General features: G+C 34.0%; 23 protein-coding genes. 3 read left to right on the top strand and 20 right to left on the bottom strand.

Features of this window, described 5'->3' with window-relative positions:
* Position 1 precedes the first annotated feature (1 nt).
* Both ACTCAF_RS03870 and ACTCAF_RS03865 read left to right on the top strand, forming a co-directional pair.
* The gene (locus ACTCAF_RS03870; RefSeq protein WP_463061985.1) at positions 2 to 1369 is read left to right on the top strand and encodes an efflux transporter outer membrane subunit; all 1368 of its coding nucleotides are present in this window, start codon (positions 2 to 4) and stop codon (positions 1367 to 1369) included.
* A 2-nt stretch (positions 1370 to 1371) separates the two neighbouring features.
* Positions 1372 to 2166, top strand: coding sequence for an amidohydrolase family protein (locus ACTCAF_RS03865; protein ID WP_463061984.1), 795 nt, complete (start codon positions 1372 to 1374; stop codon positions 2164 to 2166).
* Here ACTCAF_RS03865 and ACTCAF_RS03860 read toward each other — a convergent pair.
* The gene (locus ACTCAF_RS03860; RefSeq protein WP_463061983.1) at positions 2159 to 2869 is read right to left on the bottom strand and encodes a polysaccharide deacetylase family protein; all 711 of its coding nucleotides are present in this window, start codon (positions 2867 to 2869) and stop codon (positions 2159 to 2161) included. The genes ACTCAF_RS03865 and ACTCAF_RS03860 overlap by 8 nt on opposite strands.
* On the bottom strand, positions 2800 to 2994 hold the full coding sequence (locus ACTCAF_RS03855; protein WP_463061982.1) for a hypothetical protein: 195 nt from the start codon (positions 2992 to 2994) through the stop codon (positions 2800 to 2802). The genes ACTCAF_RS03860 and ACTCAF_RS03855 overlap by 70 nt, the downstream gene beginning before the upstream one ends.
* Before the next feature lie 171 nt (positions 2995 to 3165).
* Here ACTCAF_RS03855 and ACTCAF_RS03850 point away from each other — a divergent pair, with 171 nt between their 5' ends.
* The gene (locus ACTCAF_RS03850; RefSeq protein ID WP_463061981.1) at positions 3166 to 3819 is read left to right on the top strand and encodes a sulfite exporter TauE/SafE family protein; all 654 of its coding nucleotides are present in this window, start codon (positions 3166 to 3168) and stop codon (positions 3817 to 3819) included.
* Here the strand turns inward: ACTCAF_RS03850 and ACTCAF_RS03845 are convergent.
* The 18 genes from ACTCAF_RS03845 to ACTCAF_RS03760 form a co-directional block, all read right to left on the bottom strand.
* The gene (locus tag ACTCAF_RS03845) at positions 3797 to 6238 is read right to left on the bottom strand and encodes a heavy metal translocating P-type ATPase (RefSeq protein WP_463061980.1); all 2442 of its coding nucleotides are present in this window, start codon (positions 6236 to 6238) and stop codon (positions 3797 to 3799) included. The genes ACTCAF_RS03850 and ACTCAF_RS03845 overlap by 23 nt on opposite strands.
* A complete protein-coding gene (gene ccoS / locus ACTCAF_RS03840; RefSeq protein WP_463061979.1) occupies positions 6222 to 6365 on the bottom strand; it encodes a cbb3-type cytochrome oxidase assembly protein CcoS in 144 nt (47 codons plus the stop codon). Before ccoS ends, ACTCAF_RS03845 begins: the two co-directional genes overlap by 17 nt.
* 95 nt (positions 6366 to 6460) lie before the next feature.
* On the bottom strand, positions 6461 to 6883 hold the full coding sequence (locus ACTCAF_RS03835) for a hypothetical protein (RefSeq protein WP_463061978.1): 423 nt from the start codon (positions 6881 to 6883) through the stop codon (positions 6461 to 6463).
* A complete protein-coding gene (locus ACTCAF_RS03830) occupies positions 6880 to 8094 on the bottom strand; it encodes a 4Fe-4S dicluster domain-containing protein (protein WP_463061977.1) in 1215 nt (404 codons plus the stop codon). The genes ACTCAF_RS03835 and ACTCAF_RS03830 overlap by 4 nt, the downstream gene beginning before the upstream one ends.
* On the bottom strand, positions 8087 to 8233 hold the full coding sequence (locus ACTCAF_RS03825; protein WP_463061976.1) for a CcoQ/FixQ family Cbb3-type cytochrome c oxidase assembly chaperone: 147 nt from the start codon (positions 8231 to 8233) through the stop codon (positions 8087 to 8089). The genes ACTCAF_RS03830 and ACTCAF_RS03825 overlap by 8 nt, the downstream gene beginning before the upstream one ends.
* A 55-nt stretch (positions 8234 to 8288) precedes the next feature.
* Positions 8289 to 8477 (bottom strand): cbb3-type cytochrome c oxidase N-terminal domain-containing protein, encoded by a 189-nt coding sequence (locus ACTCAF_RS03820; RefSeq protein ID WP_463061975.1) that lies wholly within the window; start codon positions 8475 to 8477, stop codon positions 8289 to 8291.
* Between the two features lie 17 nt (positions 8478 to 8494).
* Positions 8495 to 9436, bottom strand: coding sequence for a cbb3-type cytochrome c oxidase subunit II (locus ACTCAF_RS03815; RefSeq protein WP_463061974.1), 942 nt, complete (start codon positions 9434 to 9436; stop codon positions 8495 to 8497).
* Positions 9437 to 9447: 11 nt separating this feature from the next.
* Complete coding sequence (locus tag ACTCAF_RS03810; RefSeq protein WP_463061973.1) at positions 9448 to 10836, bottom strand: cbb3-type cytochrome c oxidase subunit I; 1389 nt, start codon at positions 10834 to 10836, stop codon at positions 9448 to 9450.
* Between the two features lie 40 nt (positions 10837 to 10876).
* Positions 10877 to 11296 (bottom strand): RrF2 family transcriptional regulator, encoded by a 420-nt coding sequence (locus tag ACTCAF_RS03805; protein WP_463061972.1) that lies wholly within the window; start codon positions 11294 to 11296, stop codon positions 10877 to 10879.
* A 62-nt stretch (positions 11297 to 11358) separates the two neighbouring features.
* A complete protein-coding gene (locus ACTCAF_RS03800) occupies positions 11359 to 12312 on the bottom strand; it encodes an SLAC1 anion channel family protein (RefSeq protein WP_463061971.1) in 954 nt (317 codons plus the stop codon).
* Positions 12313 to 12411: 99 nt separating this feature from the next.
* The gene (locus ACTCAF_RS03795) at positions 12412 to 13311 is read right to left on the bottom strand and encodes a lytic murein transglycosylase (RefSeq protein WP_463061970.1); all 900 of its coding nucleotides are present in this window, start codon (positions 13309 to 13311) and stop codon (positions 12412 to 12414) included.
* A gap of 51 nt (positions 13312 to 13362) precedes the next feature.
* Positions 13363 to 13713, bottom strand: coding sequence for a NifB/NifX family molybdenum-iron cluster-binding protein (locus ACTCAF_RS03790; RefSeq protein WP_463061969.1), 351 nt, complete (start codon positions 13711 to 13713; stop codon positions 13363 to 13365).
* Between the two features lie 14 nt (positions 13714 to 13727).
* Positions 13728 to 14069 carry a NifB/NifX family molybdenum-iron cluster-binding protein gene (locus ACTCAF_RS03785; RefSeq protein ID WP_463061968.1) on the bottom strand — a complete coding sequence of 114 codons (342 nt, stop codon included), beginning with the start codon at positions 14067 to 14069 and terminating at the stop codon, positions 13728 to 13730.
* Positions 14066 to 14938: an ATP-binding protein gene (locus ACTCAF_RS03780; protein WP_463061967.1), complete on the bottom strand. Its 873-nt coding sequence runs from the start codon at positions 14936 to 14938 to the stop codon at positions 14066 to 14068. Before ACTCAF_RS03780 ends, ACTCAF_RS03785 begins: the two co-directional genes overlap by 4 nt.
* A 2-nt stretch (positions 14939 to 14940) precedes the next feature.
* Positions 14941 to 15774, bottom strand: a complete 834-nt coding sequence (locus ACTCAF_RS03775; RefSeq protein WP_463061966.1) for an AAA family ATPase — start codon at positions 15772 to 15774, stop codon at positions 14941 to 14943.
* Positions 15775 to 15783: 9 nt separating this feature from the next.
* Positions 15784 to 15981: a DUF5320 domain-containing protein gene (locus ACTCAF_RS03770; protein WP_463061965.1), complete on the bottom strand. Its 198-nt coding sequence runs from the start codon at positions 15979 to 15981 to the stop codon at positions 15784 to 15786.
* 80 nt (positions 15982 to 16061) lie between these two features.
* A complete protein-coding gene (locus ACTCAF_RS03765; RefSeq protein ID WP_463061964.1) occupies positions 16062 to 16775 on the bottom strand; it encodes an ATP-binding cassette domain-containing protein in 714 nt (237 codons plus the stop codon).
* Complete coding sequence (locus ACTCAF_RS03760; RefSeq protein ID WP_463061963.1) at positions 16756 to 17370, bottom strand: ABC transporter permease; 615 nt, start codon at positions 17368 to 17370, stop codon at positions 16756 to 16758. Before ACTCAF_RS03760 ends, ACTCAF_RS03765 begins: the two co-directional genes overlap by 20 nt.
* Positions 17371 to 17417 lie beyond the last annotated feature (47 nt).

The raw sequence follows: 17417 nt of genomic DNA, 5'->3' as shown, positions 1-17417 counted from the left end.
TATGATGAAAAGAATCTCAATTATAATATTATCACTTACAATAATATCCTGTTCTTTTGCGCCGAAATATTCAAGGCCCGTAATAAATCTGCCTGAAGCAGACAACAAAACGAATACAATGATTAATAAAAAATGGTGGGAAGATTTTAAAGATAAAAATCTTGAAAAACTTGTAGAAGAATCGCTGAAAAATAATGATAATCTTTTAATTGCCTATGAAAAGATAAATGAGCTTGAAGCAGCCTTTAATCTATCAAAAGCAAATCTCTACCCGTCAATAAATGGCAGTGGCTCCGTAAGCAGATTTCAGACAAGTGATGAGGCATCCGTGACCGGAAAAGGATTAAACACAAACGATTACAAACTTTCAGCATCTGCTGTCTTTGAAGTAGACATATTTGGAAAGCTAAAAAATAAAAGCAAATCTCAGTTATCACTGCTTCTTGCTCAAAAAAGTTATGCTGATACAGTAAAACTTAAACTTATTTCCGATACCATCTCCACGTATCTTGAAATATGTGCATTAAACCTGCAGATAAACAAACTTAACAGTATAGTTGATAATTACAAAAAAAGTTATGAATACAGACAAAAACAGTTTAGAAATGGAATTGTAAGCAACCTCATTCTCAAGCAGGAAGAAGCAAAATTAAATAGCTCCTACCTCACACTTGAAAATATTCTCGGAAGCAAAAAAGTGCTTGAAAACACCATCTCATTTATTACAGGCAAACAGCCTGATGAAATATTCAATTCAAAGGAAATAAGCTGTTCAAATTTACCTTCCCCGATACAACTTCCACCAATGTTGCCATCGGAAATCATTCAAAACAGACCTGATATTATCAGCGCTGAGGAAAATTTGAAGTCAACAAACTTTGAAATAGGTGTGGCAAAAGCAGCATATTTCCCCTCAATTTCTCTCACCGGCTCTTTAGGTCTTGAAAGTTACGAACTTTCAAATCTCATGCAGTCCTCGGCAAAATTCTGGAATATTGGAGGCAGTCTAACAGCTCCAATATTTGACTTTGGCAGAATAAAGGCAAATGTCAAGGTAGCAAACTCCAGGCAAAAACAGGCATTAATAAACTACATTTATACGGTAAAAAATGCATTTAAGGAAATCCATGAAGCATTTATACAGCTTGAAAATATAAGCAAAAAAATTCAGATACAAAAAAGATTGCTTCAGGATTACTACGAAATTTTAAATATTGCAAAAAGTCAATATGAAAACGGCCTTATTGATTACATAAATGTAATTGATGCCGAAAGAAATATTGAGAACTTAAATATTGAGATAATAAACTTGAATAAAGAATATCTCAAACAGCAGGTCTTTTTATATAAAGCTATGGGGATAAACTAAGTATGATTATAGACTTCCACACTCATATTTTCCCTGATCATTTGGCTGAAAGTGCTCTTAACTTCCTGTCTGAAAAAGGAAAGATATCTCCTTTCACCGACGGGACATTAAATGGTCTTTTGGAATCAATGGAAAAATCAGGCGTGGATGTCTCAGTAATTTGCAACATTGCTACAAGCCCAAAACAATCTGACAACATTTTTAATTTTTGTAAAAAAATCAGGTCGGACAAAATACTGCCGCTTGGAAGTATTCACCCAGAGTCTGAAAATATCGAAGAATACTTAAAGAAATATAAATCTGAAGGGGTAAAAGGGCTAAAACTTCACCCTGACTATCAAAATTTTTATATAGATGATAAAGCTGTTTTTGATATTTATGATTTATGTGAATCCTTTAATCTTTTTATAGTATTTCATTGCGGAATTGATATTGGCTATCCTCCCCCATATCATGCAACACCTGAAAGGATTAAAAAGATCAGAGAAAATTTTAAAAATTTAAAAATAGTCGCTGCACATATGGGAAGTTTTGAAATGTATGATGAGGTTGAAGAATACCTGCTTGGAGAAGATATATATTTTGACACTGCATATTGTCTTGATAAAATGCCACAAGAAGATATAAAAAAATTTTTTGGCAAACACCCCATCGAAAGATTTCTATTTGCCACCGATTCCCCCTGGTGCAACCAGAAAAACTATGTTGAAATACTTTCATCTTTCAAATTTTTGACAGATGATGACAAAGAGAAAATTTTCTCAGAAAATGCAAAAAAGTTATTAAATATTACCTGACAACCTTATCAAGCCTGACAGGAGTAAAACCTCTGTTTTTAATTATGTTGTATATCTCAGGCAATGCTTTGTGAGTATTGTAACCCCTGCCATTTATATGAAATATCAATATATCACCCGGGCGTAAATTATGCCCTATATATTTGCTCATTTTTTCAGCAGTGATATTTTTGTCGGGGTCACCACTTATAAGATTTGCATGGATAATTTTATATTTTAGCGATTCTACTACTTCAACAGCCCTTCTGTCATAATTAAATCCGGGAAATCTGAAAAATTTTGTTTTTATACCCAAATTTTTGTACAAAAACTTCTCGTTTGCCAAAACTTCCTCAACAATTGTTTCATTATCAAGTTTTTGCATGTACTGGTAGTGATTTGCCGAATGGTTTTCTATCTCTATAAAATCAAATTTACCAATCTTTTTTAACATGTTCAAATTTCTCAAGGCAAACTTTTCATTCACAAAGATTGTTACAGGAATTTGTTTTTCTACAATAAAATGCAAAATCTTCTCATCAAAATAGGCAGGAGTTTTTGTTTCGCAGGCATCAAATGTAATTGCAATTTCATTTTTACTCTCAAACTTGCTGATTACTTCTCCATTGACAGTTTGCTTAAAGAAAACAAATATTAAGAAAAAGCAAACCTTAAAATAAAGGCTACAATTACACCGGTAATGATGCCATCTACAAACGCCCATATCGCACCTTTTAAAATACCCCTGGCATTATAATAACTGAAACCTTTATAAACAATAGAAACATATCTCAAGACTTTTCTGTATTTGCTGTTTCTAAGAGCAATAGTCAAAATTACAAAAAACACACTATAACATAATGCAAAAATAAATATGAAAAAATTGTAGTCAATCTGCACAATTACCTCAGAAAAAACTTTATATGAAGCAGATTAAACATTTGTTTCTTTTAAAGCAAGCAAAAATTAGTCTTGAATAATTTAATTGAATTTCATTCTGTTTAGTGTTAAACGTTTTGTATGTTGGAACTTTTAGGTTTTTTGTCACTGGGATTCTTTGGAGGGTTTGGGCACTGTATTTTTATGTGCAACCCTTTTGTGCTGTTTATTTCAAGCAAATTTGCCCCCAACTCACCTGGCTACCTGAAATTCTTAATCCCTCAAATAAAATACAACATAGGCAGAACAATTACTTACTCAATACTTGGAGCTGTTTTCGGACTTACCACAAATATAACCACCCTTTTCTCAGATATTGTTATCTTTCAAAAAGCGTTGTCTATCATAGCAGGATTATTTCTTATTTTTTATGGGATATTTGACATTCTCGGCATGAAAGTCATTTCAAGGCTTGAAGACAATTCTATCACCAGAAAAATCAGCACAATAATTTCAAAAGTAAAATTTAATTCACCATTTATAATGGGATTAATTTTGGGATTTCTTCCATGTGGGCTGCTTTATGGGGCATTGATTGGCGTAACTTCGCTTTCAAATGTCTATAAATCGGCACTTTCAATGGCGCTTTTTGGAATTGGCACTACATTTTCAATGCTTTTAGTTTCTATATTCGGGAATATTATTCTTAAAGTTAGGTTTCTTTTCAGGATATTGAGCTTTTTAATAATGCTGACACTTGGAATATTTTTTATTATTTCAGGGATAAGGTTTTAATCCTTAGTGAGTTAAATACCACCAGAAGAGAACTTATGCTCATAAAAATTGCAGAAAATACCGGGTGAATTTTTCCGCTGACTGCCAGTGGTATGGCAATAAAGTTATAGGAAAAAGCCCAGAAAAGATTTTCCATTATAATTTTTCTTGCTTTTGAGGCAATTTTAAAAAAATCTTTTAAAAGTAAAATATTGCTGTTTAAAAATACCGCATCAGCACTTTCAAGGGCTATTTCAGTACCTTTACCCATCCCAATTCCGATAAAAGCCTGCTTTAAGGCTGGTGCATCATTTATCCCATCCCCTATCATTATTGGAAACTTATTCAGATTATTTTTAACATACTCAACCTTTTCTGAAGGGGTTAATGAACTTAAAATATTTAGCGCCGGATAATTTTTTAAAACTGCTTCTGCTGTGCTTTTTGTATCCCCGGTCAGTACAGTCATATCGATATTTTTCATCAACAAAAACTGATAAATTTCATCAAATTTATCCTTTACCCTATCAAACATCGATATTATTCCAATAACTTTCTTATCATAGACGACAAAGATATTTGTATAACCTTTGCGGGAAGATGTATTGAAATCATTCAAAATCTGCTTATCTGCTCTGATATTGAGATTGTCAAGGAGTGCCAAATTCCCGGCTGCAACAATTTTTTTGTCAGGAGTATAACCTACCATCCCTAGGCCTGGAATTTCTTTTACATTTTCAATCTCCAAAAAATCATCTTTATAAGCATTGACAATGGATTTTGCCAGAATATGTCTGGAAAAACGCTCAATAGAAGCTGCTACTTTGAGAACATCTGAAAAATCATATGCCCTTATTTCTACAATAGAAGGAATACCTTCCGTTATTGTGCCTGTCTTATCAAAAAAGACACTTTTAACCTTTGAAATATTTTCAAGGATAGAGCCTTCCTTAATAAGAATACCTTTTTTAAAGGCAGTTGAAGTGGCTATCAATATTGCAAGAGGGGTTGCAAGCCCCATAGCACATGGGCAGGCAATTACAAGGACAGATACGGAATTTAAAAAAGCATCCACAAATTTAGCGCCTGAATAATACCAGTATAAAAATGTGATGCACGAGATTGCAATTACAGAAGGCACAAAAAAAGAGGTAATCCTATCTGCAAGTTTTTGAAAATAAAACTTGCTCTCCTGTGCCTTTTTTATTGCTTCTGCAATTTTATTGAGAGATGATTTTCCAGGCTCCTCAAGAACCTTAAAAATAAGTGTTCCATTTAAATTAAAAGTACCGGAAATCACATAATCTCCTGACCTTTTATGCACAGGTACACTTTCTCCGGTAAACATAGACTCATCTATTTCAGATGTCCCATAAACCACAACACCGTCCACCGGAATATTTTCTCCAGGCAAAACCTCAACATAATCACCTTTTTTCACCGAAGAAGTTTTAACTATTACAGGTTTTAATTTCCCCGTTTTGTAATTTTCTTCATCAAAATTTTTAATTATCTTTGTCTGCCTTGGCTGAAGATTGAACAAAAGGGATATCTCCTTTGATGCTCTTATCTTGGCCTCTGTTTCAATATATCTGCCAAGCAGAATAAGGGTAATTATCATTGCCGATGTGTCAAAGTATATCTCCCCACCCGTAAATATTCCGTAAAGACTGTAAAAGTATGCTGAATATGAGCCGAGAAATACCAGCACATCCATATTTAAAGTTCGATTTTTCAGAGAATTTATTGAGTTTACTGCAAAAGGCAAGCCGGAATAAAACACAACAGGCGTAGCAAGAATCATTGCAATAATTCTAAACATTAATTTAAGATTGTTATCTATTCCCTGAAAATACCCCGCATATAAAGCAACCGAATAAATCATTATCTGCATTGTAAAAAATGCACCGATAGCGAATTTATAAAAGTATGACTTTTTCAAACTTACAAAGTAATCTGAAGATGACATGGCAGAAACCGGCATTGGGGTGTATCCCAATTCAGCAATACCATTAAGGATTTTGTCTAATGATATTTTATTGAAATCCCAATGGACCTTCACTTTGTGAGTAGCATAATTTGCTCTCACGTATTTTATACCCTCGAGTTTTGAAAGATAATTTTCTATAAGCCAGATGCAGGCTGCGCACCTGATATTGGTGGCAATAAATTCCAATTCATAATAATCATCATGCTTTAATACATCATCAATAAACAGATCATCGCTTACAACAGAAAGCTCAGGTGGTCCTGGTTTGTAATCTCTCCTCTTTTTATAAAAACCGCCAAAACCACCATCCTTTATCAAATGATAAACACTTTGACAGCCCGGGCAGCAAAAGTGAAGTTCCTCCTCACCTTCTTTTTCTACTATTGCAGTATTTTTGTTAAATTTTAACAAACAGTGACTGCACTGGGTCAAATTATTCGTCGTCGTCATCTAACATTCTGTATTTAGGCCCTTCTACATCGTCAAACTGTTTATTTTTCACCGCCCAGAAAAACAAAATAAGCACAATAATACCGAGCAAAAGACTAAGCGGTACCAAAAAAAAGAGTGAACCCATAATTATTTTATACTTAACGCAATCAATAAAGGTATAACCAACATTGCTATAATTGACAGAATCATAATAATTGTCCCTTTCTTCATAACTGCCTCCTACTTTATTGAAATTGTCTTCTCAAGACTTACAATCTCTTTCATCCTTAAAAATACCTTCAAAATATAGTAGCCCTGACTTAAAGGCACATTGACACTGCAGATTTTTTCTCTGACTCTTATGTCAGGCCTTATTACATCTTTGCCTGCCGGCCTGAGTATTTCCACACCCTCAATGGGGAATGGTCTTTCAATATTTCCGTTTATGGTAAAACAAATCTTATACTTATTGTCCAATTTTTCGATATTCAATATTTCAAGGCTCAAATGATTTTTTTCCACAATTTCCCTTTTCATGTCGTATAAACTTGCCTCTTCATAAGGTTTTTCTTCAACCTTCCCATCAAAGTATTTAATTCCAAAATAAAACGATGAGCCAAGCAGCAATAACCCCAGTAAGACAAGCCCCAGCATCATTCTCATTGTTTTTTCCCCTTTGAATCAAATGGTCTTCTAAAGCTCAAATCTTTAATCTCCTCTTTGTTATCTGTAATATTCAAAATTCTCATTTTGAGATTCAAAATCGGCTTGCCTTCAACAATATTCTTTTTAATCTTTATAAAAAACGTAAAATCCTTCTTCGAATCTGCACCAACCTCAAACATGCTGTCGGGGGTAATTTCATATTCTGTCATATCTCTTAATTCAATTTTTATTTTTTTATTTACATTATCGCTGTTTTCAACTACCAGAATAAACCCGTTTGCAGCAAAATCACCAACATATCTCGGAAGAAACTTTTTGTAAGGAATAACTTCTACCTGCACATTTTTTGTATTAAAAGCCACCAATATAAAAACTACAAAAGAAACTATTGCCAGAAACATTGAAACAATCGATGAAAATCTTGTAAAATTCTTTATGTTGTTCTCACCAAATCTATATGCAAAAAGCGACTTTTTCCCTTTTTTTGCCATAACATCGGCACAGGCATCGATACATTTGGCACAATTAATACAAGCAGAATTTTGCCCCTGCCTTATATCTATACCCGTTGAACAAACTTTTACACAGGCCATACATTTAATACATTCATCACGCGTCTCCGGAATCATCCATACGGCAAGGGTATGTTTATCAAAAAGCATCGATTGAAGCATAGAATATGGACAAACGGTCGCACAAAATCTGTACCTGACAAGCCAGAAATTTAAAAAAAGTAAAGTACCAAGTACCATCAAAGATATAAAAATACCTCTACTGAAATGCTCACCGGTTAAACTTTTAAAAAATATTTCATATGGAATAAAATACAGCAAAATGTTTGCTGCAATAAGCAGAGATATGAAATAAACTAAAATTAATTTTAACACCTTAATAGATATGGCATTTTTTGAAAATTTATCCATAAATGATGTAACTTCCATTGAAACAGACTGAGGACAAAGCCAGCCACACCATATTCTGCCAAAAGTTACTGTTATATATAAAAATAAAAAAGTAATAAACAACGCCAGTGCCAGAAGAGGCAAAAACTGATTTATCTGCAAAACAAGCCCGAATATATGAAACTCAAATGTGTAAATATCAAATATAAGTAAGTGATTGCCGTTTATCTTTATAAAAGGCAAAACTATCGCAGTAACTATCAGAAAAATTCTGACAACTCGCCTGTATGACTGAAAGTTACTCATCATCATCCTGTAAAATTTTGTATTTTATAGATTCCACTTTCTCATGCCTTTTTTTTGAATAGTAGTGAAAAATTATCCACACAAAAAGCGCTACCAGTGAAAATCCGAAAATAAGATATGCAAGCAAGTCTTTCGGCATATTTTACTCCGCTTAGCAGTAAGAAGGGGCAAATTTTTAGCCCCTTCAAACTTTATTATTTTTTCATTGACTCTTCAAAAACTTTACTCTGTGACCAACCTGTAAATGCAGGTGTGTACATATAAGTATAAAAGATACCAAATACTATAAGTCCAATAAATAGGATTAACCATCCTAAAGGTAACTTATGCTTTGTATCTTCCCTTTCAAATTTTTCAAGATCATCAAATTCTTCTTTGTACATTTAAGCCTCCTACTTTTTTAAACTCTTAATGTACTCCACCAGCGACCAGATTTCTTTTTTGTCATAGATAGCCGCAAAGCCCGGCATTGCACCTTCAAACGCGGATATGTAACAAAGAAGTTTGATTTGCAAGCTGCCGCAAAGCCCGGCATTGCACCTTCAAACCCATTTGCAATTGTCAGATAAATGTCTCTGTCAGGATTTTCGGCAGCGGCATAATCCACGAGTGAGCCGCCAATATTGCCTTCGGCATTTTGACCATGGCATCCTGCACATTCCGCTTTGTAAAGTCTTTCCCCTTTTAAAACAGCATCTTTGTTGCCTGCAAAAGGGCTAACCTCTTCAACCATTGATTCATCAATTTGAAGTATCGCTTTTTTGGCAACTGCTGCTCCAATTGACTGCAGGTAGGCAACTATCGCATCCATTTCTGTGCTGTTTTTTAGCTGTTCAATATCTGCATCTGTATATGGGAATCCAAGTGCTTTCATATGAGAAATTGTTTTTTCAACTGCAACTTTTCTATCATTTAAAAAGGCATACTTTGGCATATTAGATTTTTCATAAAATGCCTGTGGATTGGTCATATGCTGATAATGCCAGTCATCAGGATATTTGCCCCCAATTCTTGCAAGATCTGGACCTGTCCTTTTGGAACCCCATAAAAATGGCCTGTCGTAAGCAAATTCACCGGCTTTTGAATAATCTCCATACATCAGTACATCAGACTTTAATGGCCTGACTGTCTGTGTATGACAATTTACGCACCCTTCTCTTTGATAAATATCACGTCCTGCAAGCTGCAAGGCAGTATATGGTTTTAATTCTTTCAGTTTCGGATGCATCCCTTCGGTAAACATCGGCAAAAACATCGTAACAATTGTTCCAATCAGAACCGTAATCGCCGCAGCAAGAGAAAATATTAATGCATTGCTGTAAAGTTTTTTATTCTCAGACATATTTTCCCCCTTTAAGCAGTTGCGGTAGCAGGCTCAACTTTTGCTTCAAGCTCAGCCTTACCTTTTTTAATTGTCATCATAACATTGTAAATAAAAAGAAGCATCCCCACTACAAATACTACACCAGCCAGTGTTCTCATTTGCCAGTAAGGATAGTTTCTAAGAAGCCCTTCCATAAAAGTATACTTCAATGTTCCATCAGGATTAGTCATCTTCCACATTGCGCCCTGCTGAACACCGGTAATCCACATTGTAATGGAAAAAGCAAGCTGTCCAATAAGAACAATCCAGAAATGAGCATTTGCAAGTTTTTCACTGTAAATTGTAGTTTTATAAATATGAGGAATTATATAGTAAACCGAAGCACATATCACCATTGTAACCCAGCCCATTGTCCCCATATGCACATGGCCTGGAACCCAATCTGTATAGTGAATTAAAGAACTTATAACCCTAATACCCTGAGATGGGCCCTGAATGGTCTGCAATCCGTAAAAAGTAATACCTGCTATAAAAAACTTTGTAAGATAATTGTTTTTCATAACAGACCAGTCTGACTCAACAGTAAAATATCCATTTACAACACTCCCCCAGGAAGGAGCAATTAAAAAGAGTGTAAATGCTATACCAAGTGTCTGTATCCAGTCTGGAAGCGGAGTATAGACAAGATGGTGTGCACCGGTCCAGAGATAAGCAAATATCAATGACCAAAACGAAATGATTGATAGTCTATGACTGTATATCGGCAATCCGGTTGACTTTGGCAAGAAATAGTAAAACATTGCAAGAATCGGAGTAGTAAATAGGAAGCCAACGGCATTATGACCATACCACCACTGTACATTGGCACTATTGACACCTGCAAACAGGTGATAGGATTTATCAAGCCCCGCCGGAATAGATAGGTTATTCACAATGTAAAGAATTGCAACAGTTATAATTGTAGCAATAATATACCACAATGAAATATACATCTGCTGCTCTTTGCGCTTGAAAATTGTGCCCATAATATTGATAGCAAAAATTACCCATAGAATCACGATTGCAATATCAATTGGCCACTCAAATTCTGCGTATTCCAATGACTGTGTCCAGCCAAGCAAAAGCGTAATACCCGCAATTGCAACCCCTATGTTAAACAGCCACAAATGAAATCTCGCCAACTTTGGGAACAAAAGCGGTCTTTTTGTAAGCCTTATAACAAGATAGTAAAACACACCAAATTCAGCACCAATTCCAAGCCCATATACCAACACATTGGTATGAAATGTCCTGAGCCTTCCAAAACTGAAATATGGCGGAAGATTCAAAGCAGCATCCCACATCTGGGCTGAAATCCAGAGACCAGCAACAAGTCCTATTACACCCCAGAAAATGGCGGACAAAATAAAACCTTTCACCGTTTCGTAATCTTAACGGTACTGTTCCATAAACTACCTCCTACAAAATATTTAAACTTTCCTCACTAAAAACAAAATCTTTCAGTTTTGCTGATTTCAACCTTTCTTCAACATCATCCTGAATCTTTTTAAAAAATACAGTGATATTACAAATAGGATTAAGCTGACACTTTTCAGGTTGGTCAACACAAATATTAATCGAGTTCACAAATCCCATACACTTTAAAATATCCAATAAACTCAAATCAACGCAATCAGGATTCAAGGAAACACCGCCATATTTACCTGTCTCAGTTACTATTATACCACATTTTGAAAGTTGATGTATGATTTTTATAACAATAGGCTTATTTAAAAATAATTTTTCACAGATATGGTCAATTTTGACCTTTTTGTTTTGGCCCGCAAGAAAGGCAGCAACTCTGATTGCATAGTCAGCTTCTCTCTTTATAAAAGACATTGTTTACCTCTCAGGTAAACAATACAATTGCAAAAAATTTTTGTCAATAATTTTTAATAAATCTATTCCTCCACGCAGATTTCTCCCTTTAGGAAGCTTTTAAACGACTTAACCAACACAATAAGCACAACTGCCAGCGTAAGCATAAATGCAAGTAGCGCAAAATACTTGAAAAACACAAAATGTGTCAGATGAAAATATAGCACTATACTGATGGTAAATGCAGCCATAGGGAATGTATAGGCCCACCAGGACAGAAAAAATTGAAGTCTTGAAAATCTTCCGTAAAAAGTTAAAAGGAGCATAAAAACAAAAACGCCAAAATAAAACAAAACCCTCGAAAAATTATCAAGCTGCTGGCTCAGTTTAATATAGGAAATAAAACCAACAGCAGGAGGAGCAATCATAATAAAAAGTGTAGGTAATAGCTTTGGAGGTAAAGGATCATTAAAAATTACTCTGTAAAGAAGTATTGAAAAAATTGGAAGCCACAAAACTATACCTATACTATAAAAAAACCAGGAAGCCTCAATAGAAAAAGCAGCTCCGCTTATAGGAGCAAGAATTGGCCCCACAACAGGTATAAACCACGCCGGATTTTTTACATTTATCTTAAAATCATGAAAAAACCATTTATTTATAATATAAAAAAGCAAGAGCATATGGATAATAACACCTGATATCCAGTATATAAGCGAAACTGTTTTACTTATCTCAAAATAACCAATGGAAAACAGTATCAAGCTTATGGAAAATGTTGGTATAAAATTGAGCTTAACAGGATGAGAAAAATCTTTTCTGACTTCTTCAGGAAATTTCAGAAATTTTAAAAGATACGTTCCGCTCAAAAACAAAAACCATATATTAACAATTACTAACAATAAAACATAGACACTATGAACATTCAGGTGAAAAATTTTTCCCACCCTCTCAAATGCAAGAGTAACTCCCATAAGCCCCATTACTGTTGCAAAAACCGAAACAGGTAAAAATTTAACGCAAGAATTTTCAGACATAAAACACCTTATATCCTCATAACTATATATATGGAAATATACATATTTAAGAAAAAATGCAACATTTTTTTGCTTATTTACCCCAAAAAATTTGTAAGATTATCTGAGTTCTTTTGATAAAAGCAATACTGACAATGCATAATTATCACTTGGATTATATTTTTTGAGTACGTCAAAGTTTTTAAATGTCGCCCAATAACTGACGTCAAACTTAACAATCTTCACTTCACCTTTTTTGATATTAAAAGGGAAAATAACACCTTTTTTCCGCAACGTCTGCACCTTTACAAAATTATCCTGCTGTCTGTCAGCATTTTTCACCATCACCGCGGTAGCTTCCCCACTTTTCCAGCCGTTTTTATTTAAATAATTTGCCACACTACCTATCGCATCAGCTATGCTGTTTTCCAAATCTATTCTGCCATCCCCATTAAAATCGACTGCATATTTTAAGATATTTGATGGCATAAATTGCGGTATCCCTATTGCACCGGCGTATGATGATTTTATATTTTCGGCTTTTAATTTATAAACGTATGAGTATTTGATAAAGTTACCCAGTTCGTCTGTAAAATATTCGCTTCTTCTGTTAAACTTTGTGGCAAGAGTGTAGAGGGAATCAAGGGCCCTAAATTTTGGCACATACTTTCCGAAATCACTCTCCACACCAATAATAGCTGCAATTATCTCAGCCGGAATATTGTATCTTCTTTTGGCCTTTAGCAATAACTTCCTATATTTTTTATAAAAATATTTTCCTTTCCTGATTTTATCAGAATTTAAGAATATCTTCCTGTATTCGTCCCATTCTTTTTGCTCAGTTTGATTATTTATCTTATCAAGGACAGATTCATCTATTTTTGCCTTTCCTAAAACTTCTTTAACATAAAAGGGAGGAATTTTGTATGTACTGGCAATATATTCAGGGATAATCTCATTTGCGCCGGCAAACTGTATTACGGCAAAAAAAATAACAGCAAAGAGAGCAGCCTTTTTCATAAATTTCCTTGCTGTTATTATACATTGATTTATAACTATTTCCAATCAGTTTTAATGGCAGCTATCCCCACCTGAACAAAATGCGTCAGATTTTTCCACTTTACCAGCAAGATAGGTATTGATAGCATCAATCGGATTATTTTCGGTCACCCCTGGGAACACTTCAACATTTTTTGAATTCAAAATCTCAACAGCCTTGTGTCCTAACCCTTTACAAAGCAGGACATTGACATTCATCGAAATAAGCCACACAGGAAATGAGCCAAATTCATGTTTTGGTGCATCATAGTAATTTACGTTTACAATCTTATCCCCTTCAGTTTCCGCTATCAAAAACATCTTACTGTGTCCAAAATGGTCACTGACCAAATCTTTACTTAACAATGGCAAAGCAATCTTCATATCAAACCACCTCTTTAATTTATTTGCTCTTCTAAAATATTCTTCTCAAAATCTTTCAAATTTTCAATTACACTTTTTTCAGGATTACCGCGATATACTTTAATCCCCTTGTTCTTAATAATATTGAAAGCTTTCGGTCCTACTGAGCCTGTTATTATTACATCCACCCCTTCATCTATAACATTTGCTGCAGCCTGCATTCCAGCACCATGTTCAAAATTTTCACTCCGGCTGTTGTCTATGAAATACGACTCATTTTTCTCAGTATCGAAAATATACCAATACAAAGCTCTGCCAAATCTTACATCCATGAGTCTGTTTTCATTTTTCTCCAGAGCTGTTACCAATATCTTCATCCTACTGCCTCCATAAGCCTATTGTATAAACCTTCAAATAATTTTTTATATCCATCAATATGTTCAGGCAAATTAACTCTCTTTTTTAAATATTGAGGAATATTCTGCGAATAAGTCAAGTATCCCACAATTTCTATTTCTTTACTTTCAAACAAATTAACAAGTTTTTCGTCAATACTGTGATTCAGTCCAAATTTATTTATAAACCCCTTTCTTTTAACCTTAAAATTTTTTGTCAATTCAATTAATCTTTCCATATCATGAAGACCTGAAATAGTCGACTCAGCCACCAAAAGTAGTATATCGCTCCCGGAAATAGCTGATATTGTACTACAACCAATACCAGGAGGCCCATCTACAATTATTGTAGAAGAGTTTTGCTCTTTTGCCAGATTCTTTGCAATCTTTTTAATTTCAGCAACCAGCTTACCAGAATTCTCCTCTGACGGATTAAGCAGGGCATGCACCATGTTAAAGCCGTATTTGGTCTTCGAAACATACTTTTTACCGGTTAATTTATCGCTAACCGAAATCGCATTTACAGGACATAAAAATTGACATAAACCACACCCCTCACAAGCTACATCGTCAATGACGTAGTTTAAATTTACTATTTCTATCGCCTCAAAACTGCATTCCTGATAACATCTACCGCACATAATACAAAAATCTTGCTCTATCTTAAATTGTTTTCCCGAATAAAAGTCTTCTTCTCTTATTAATTCAGGCTCAAGCAGTATTTTTAAGTTTGGTGCATCCACATCCGCATCCACAAGTATATCATTTTCTTTCAGAAAATATGACAATCCAGCAGTTATCGTAGATTTACCAGCACCACCTTTGCCGCTTACCACAACTATCTCTTTCAATGTCATCCCTCCAACAATGTATTGTAAATATTATCAAAATCAATGGTGTCGATATCTTCTACATCACCAAAAGAATAATTCTTTGCCAGATTTATATCATAAGGAATTTTGCCAAGTACTTTAACATTATTTTTACTGGCAAATTCCGAATACCCTTCACCATCAATATATTTGTTTATTACAAGGTAATAATCTTTACCTATTTCTTTTAGCATATCGCTTAAAACAACAAAGTCACTAAACCCAAACGGTGTATCCTCAGCAACTACGATTATTTTATCAGCATCTTTTGAAGCTTGAATCACAGGACAGGATGTCCCAGGTGGCGAATCCATAATTATGACATCATAATTATCTTTTATTTTTAAAGATTTACCTATAACCTGTTTTATCAAAGCCGTTGTTAGAGATTCACCTATATTTAATCTGCCTTCCAGCAAATGAAGCATTTTATCAAAAGATTGCCCTATTTTACCTATAACCCTTTTGCTGCCCTTAATAGCCGAATATTTGCACACATATTCACAGAGCTTACAAGAGTGACATAATTCAGGCAAAACAAGCCAAAAATCCTTTGCTACTACCAATGCATTAAATAAACATTTTTCCGCACACTCTTTACAGGAGATACAATTTTCTTTAATATGCTCAGGGATATAGATATATACTTCATCGTAATCCAATTTTTTATTTAGAAATAGATTTACATTTGGCTCTTCAACGTCCAAATCATTAATCAAAACCTTTTTCCCTTTACTTACCAAATATTTCGCAAACAAAATGGTAAAGGTGGTCTTTCCTGCACCACCTTTACCACTAACAATAGAGATATTCATCTTACTACCTTAAACGTGCCTGCATGTGCCTCTACCACGCCCTCTTCCCTGATGAGGCAAGTCGCAGTTAGCATCTCTTAACCTTCTTCTCATAGGTCTTTCAGCACCAAAATTTTCATTTATCTGTACATTACCACCACATTTACCAAGCCCTCTGCCTGTTTTTGGACCTTCACCGTCTGGCCCTCTTCTGTCAAATCCTGGCATAACTACCTCCTTTTATTAATATATATTCGTTAAATTATGAATATATATTAAATTGTCAAGGATTATTTTAAGGTTTTTATTCAAAAAAATATGTTGTTCGACTTAAAATCAGGATATCTGTTTGATGTTCTTATTATAAATTCTTTAATTTCTTTACTTAATATTGACTTATTTTTATGTTGCACATCAATGTATCTTTTGAAATTAATATTTAAGGGTTTTTCATAAAATACTGTGATATTGTCACAGATGGTCAAAGCTTCTTCAATATCGTGAGTAATATAAATAAAAGATGTTTCTAACTCATTGAGGTGAAATTTTATTTTTGAAGCCAGATTTATTTTAGTGAGCAAATCCAGATTACCAAACGGCTCATCCATTACGACAAGTTCAGGATATATACAAAGTGCCCTTGCTATTTCTACCCTCTTTTTCATACCTTTACTTAAATGTTTTGCCTTAAAATGTGTAAAATCATTTAAACCAACCATTTGAAGAAACTTCATGGCGCTCCTCTTATCGTTTGTAACATAAAGCATATTTTTTAAAACAGATAAATTCTCAATCAATGTATCAGCCTGAAACATTACACCTGTTCTCTTAAAATTTCTTACAATCTCCCCTTTATCCTGCTTTAGCATCCCTAAGATCAGCTTTATTAATGTTGTTTTTCCGATACCACTCTGGCCTAATATCCCTTCGAATCTATTTTTAGAAAATTTTATAGAAAGGTTATCTATTATGTTATATTCGCTATATTTGAAAGAAACGTTTTTAAATTCTACTATGCACATCTTTTATCTTCAAATAAATGACTTCTAACAATTTTTGAAAGAAAATTCCAGTAAAAGTCATTATTACAACGTAACCAAAGAGCTCATCTATATTAAATGAAATCTTTTTCTCGACAAGTTTATAGCCAAGCCCATCCATACCAGCTATAAATTCTGCCATAACCATAACTTTAAATCCAAGCGAAAAACTCATCTGAAATACAGGATAAAAACTTTCAAATATCATCGGTAGATACAAATAAAAAACTCTTTTGAAATAAATAACTTCAAAGATTTCTGTCACTTCCAGGATATTTTCATCCAATTGTTTTAAAATTGCAATAAATGCAAGTGTTGTTGCGGGGATAATCGTAATCGCAATGGTAGCCATTACTGTATAACTTCCAACCCCTATAATTAGCATAAAAATAGTAAGATAGGCAATATTTGGAACCTTTATAATTGATGACATTACTGTTTCTATCAATGCACCAATATTTTTTGAAAATTGCGAAAAAACAGAGAAGAAAATAGATATCATAACAGATAAAACATAAGCTAAAAATAGTCTGAAAAATGATACAAACACTGCATTGAAAAGGTTGTAGTCTATCATTCTAAAAATGGCCAATAAAGTCGTGTAAGGGGATGGTAAAACATAGT

Source organism: Deferrivibrio sp., from assembly GCF_055117995.1.
This window is presented reverse-complemented; position numbering and strand designations above follow the sequence as displayed.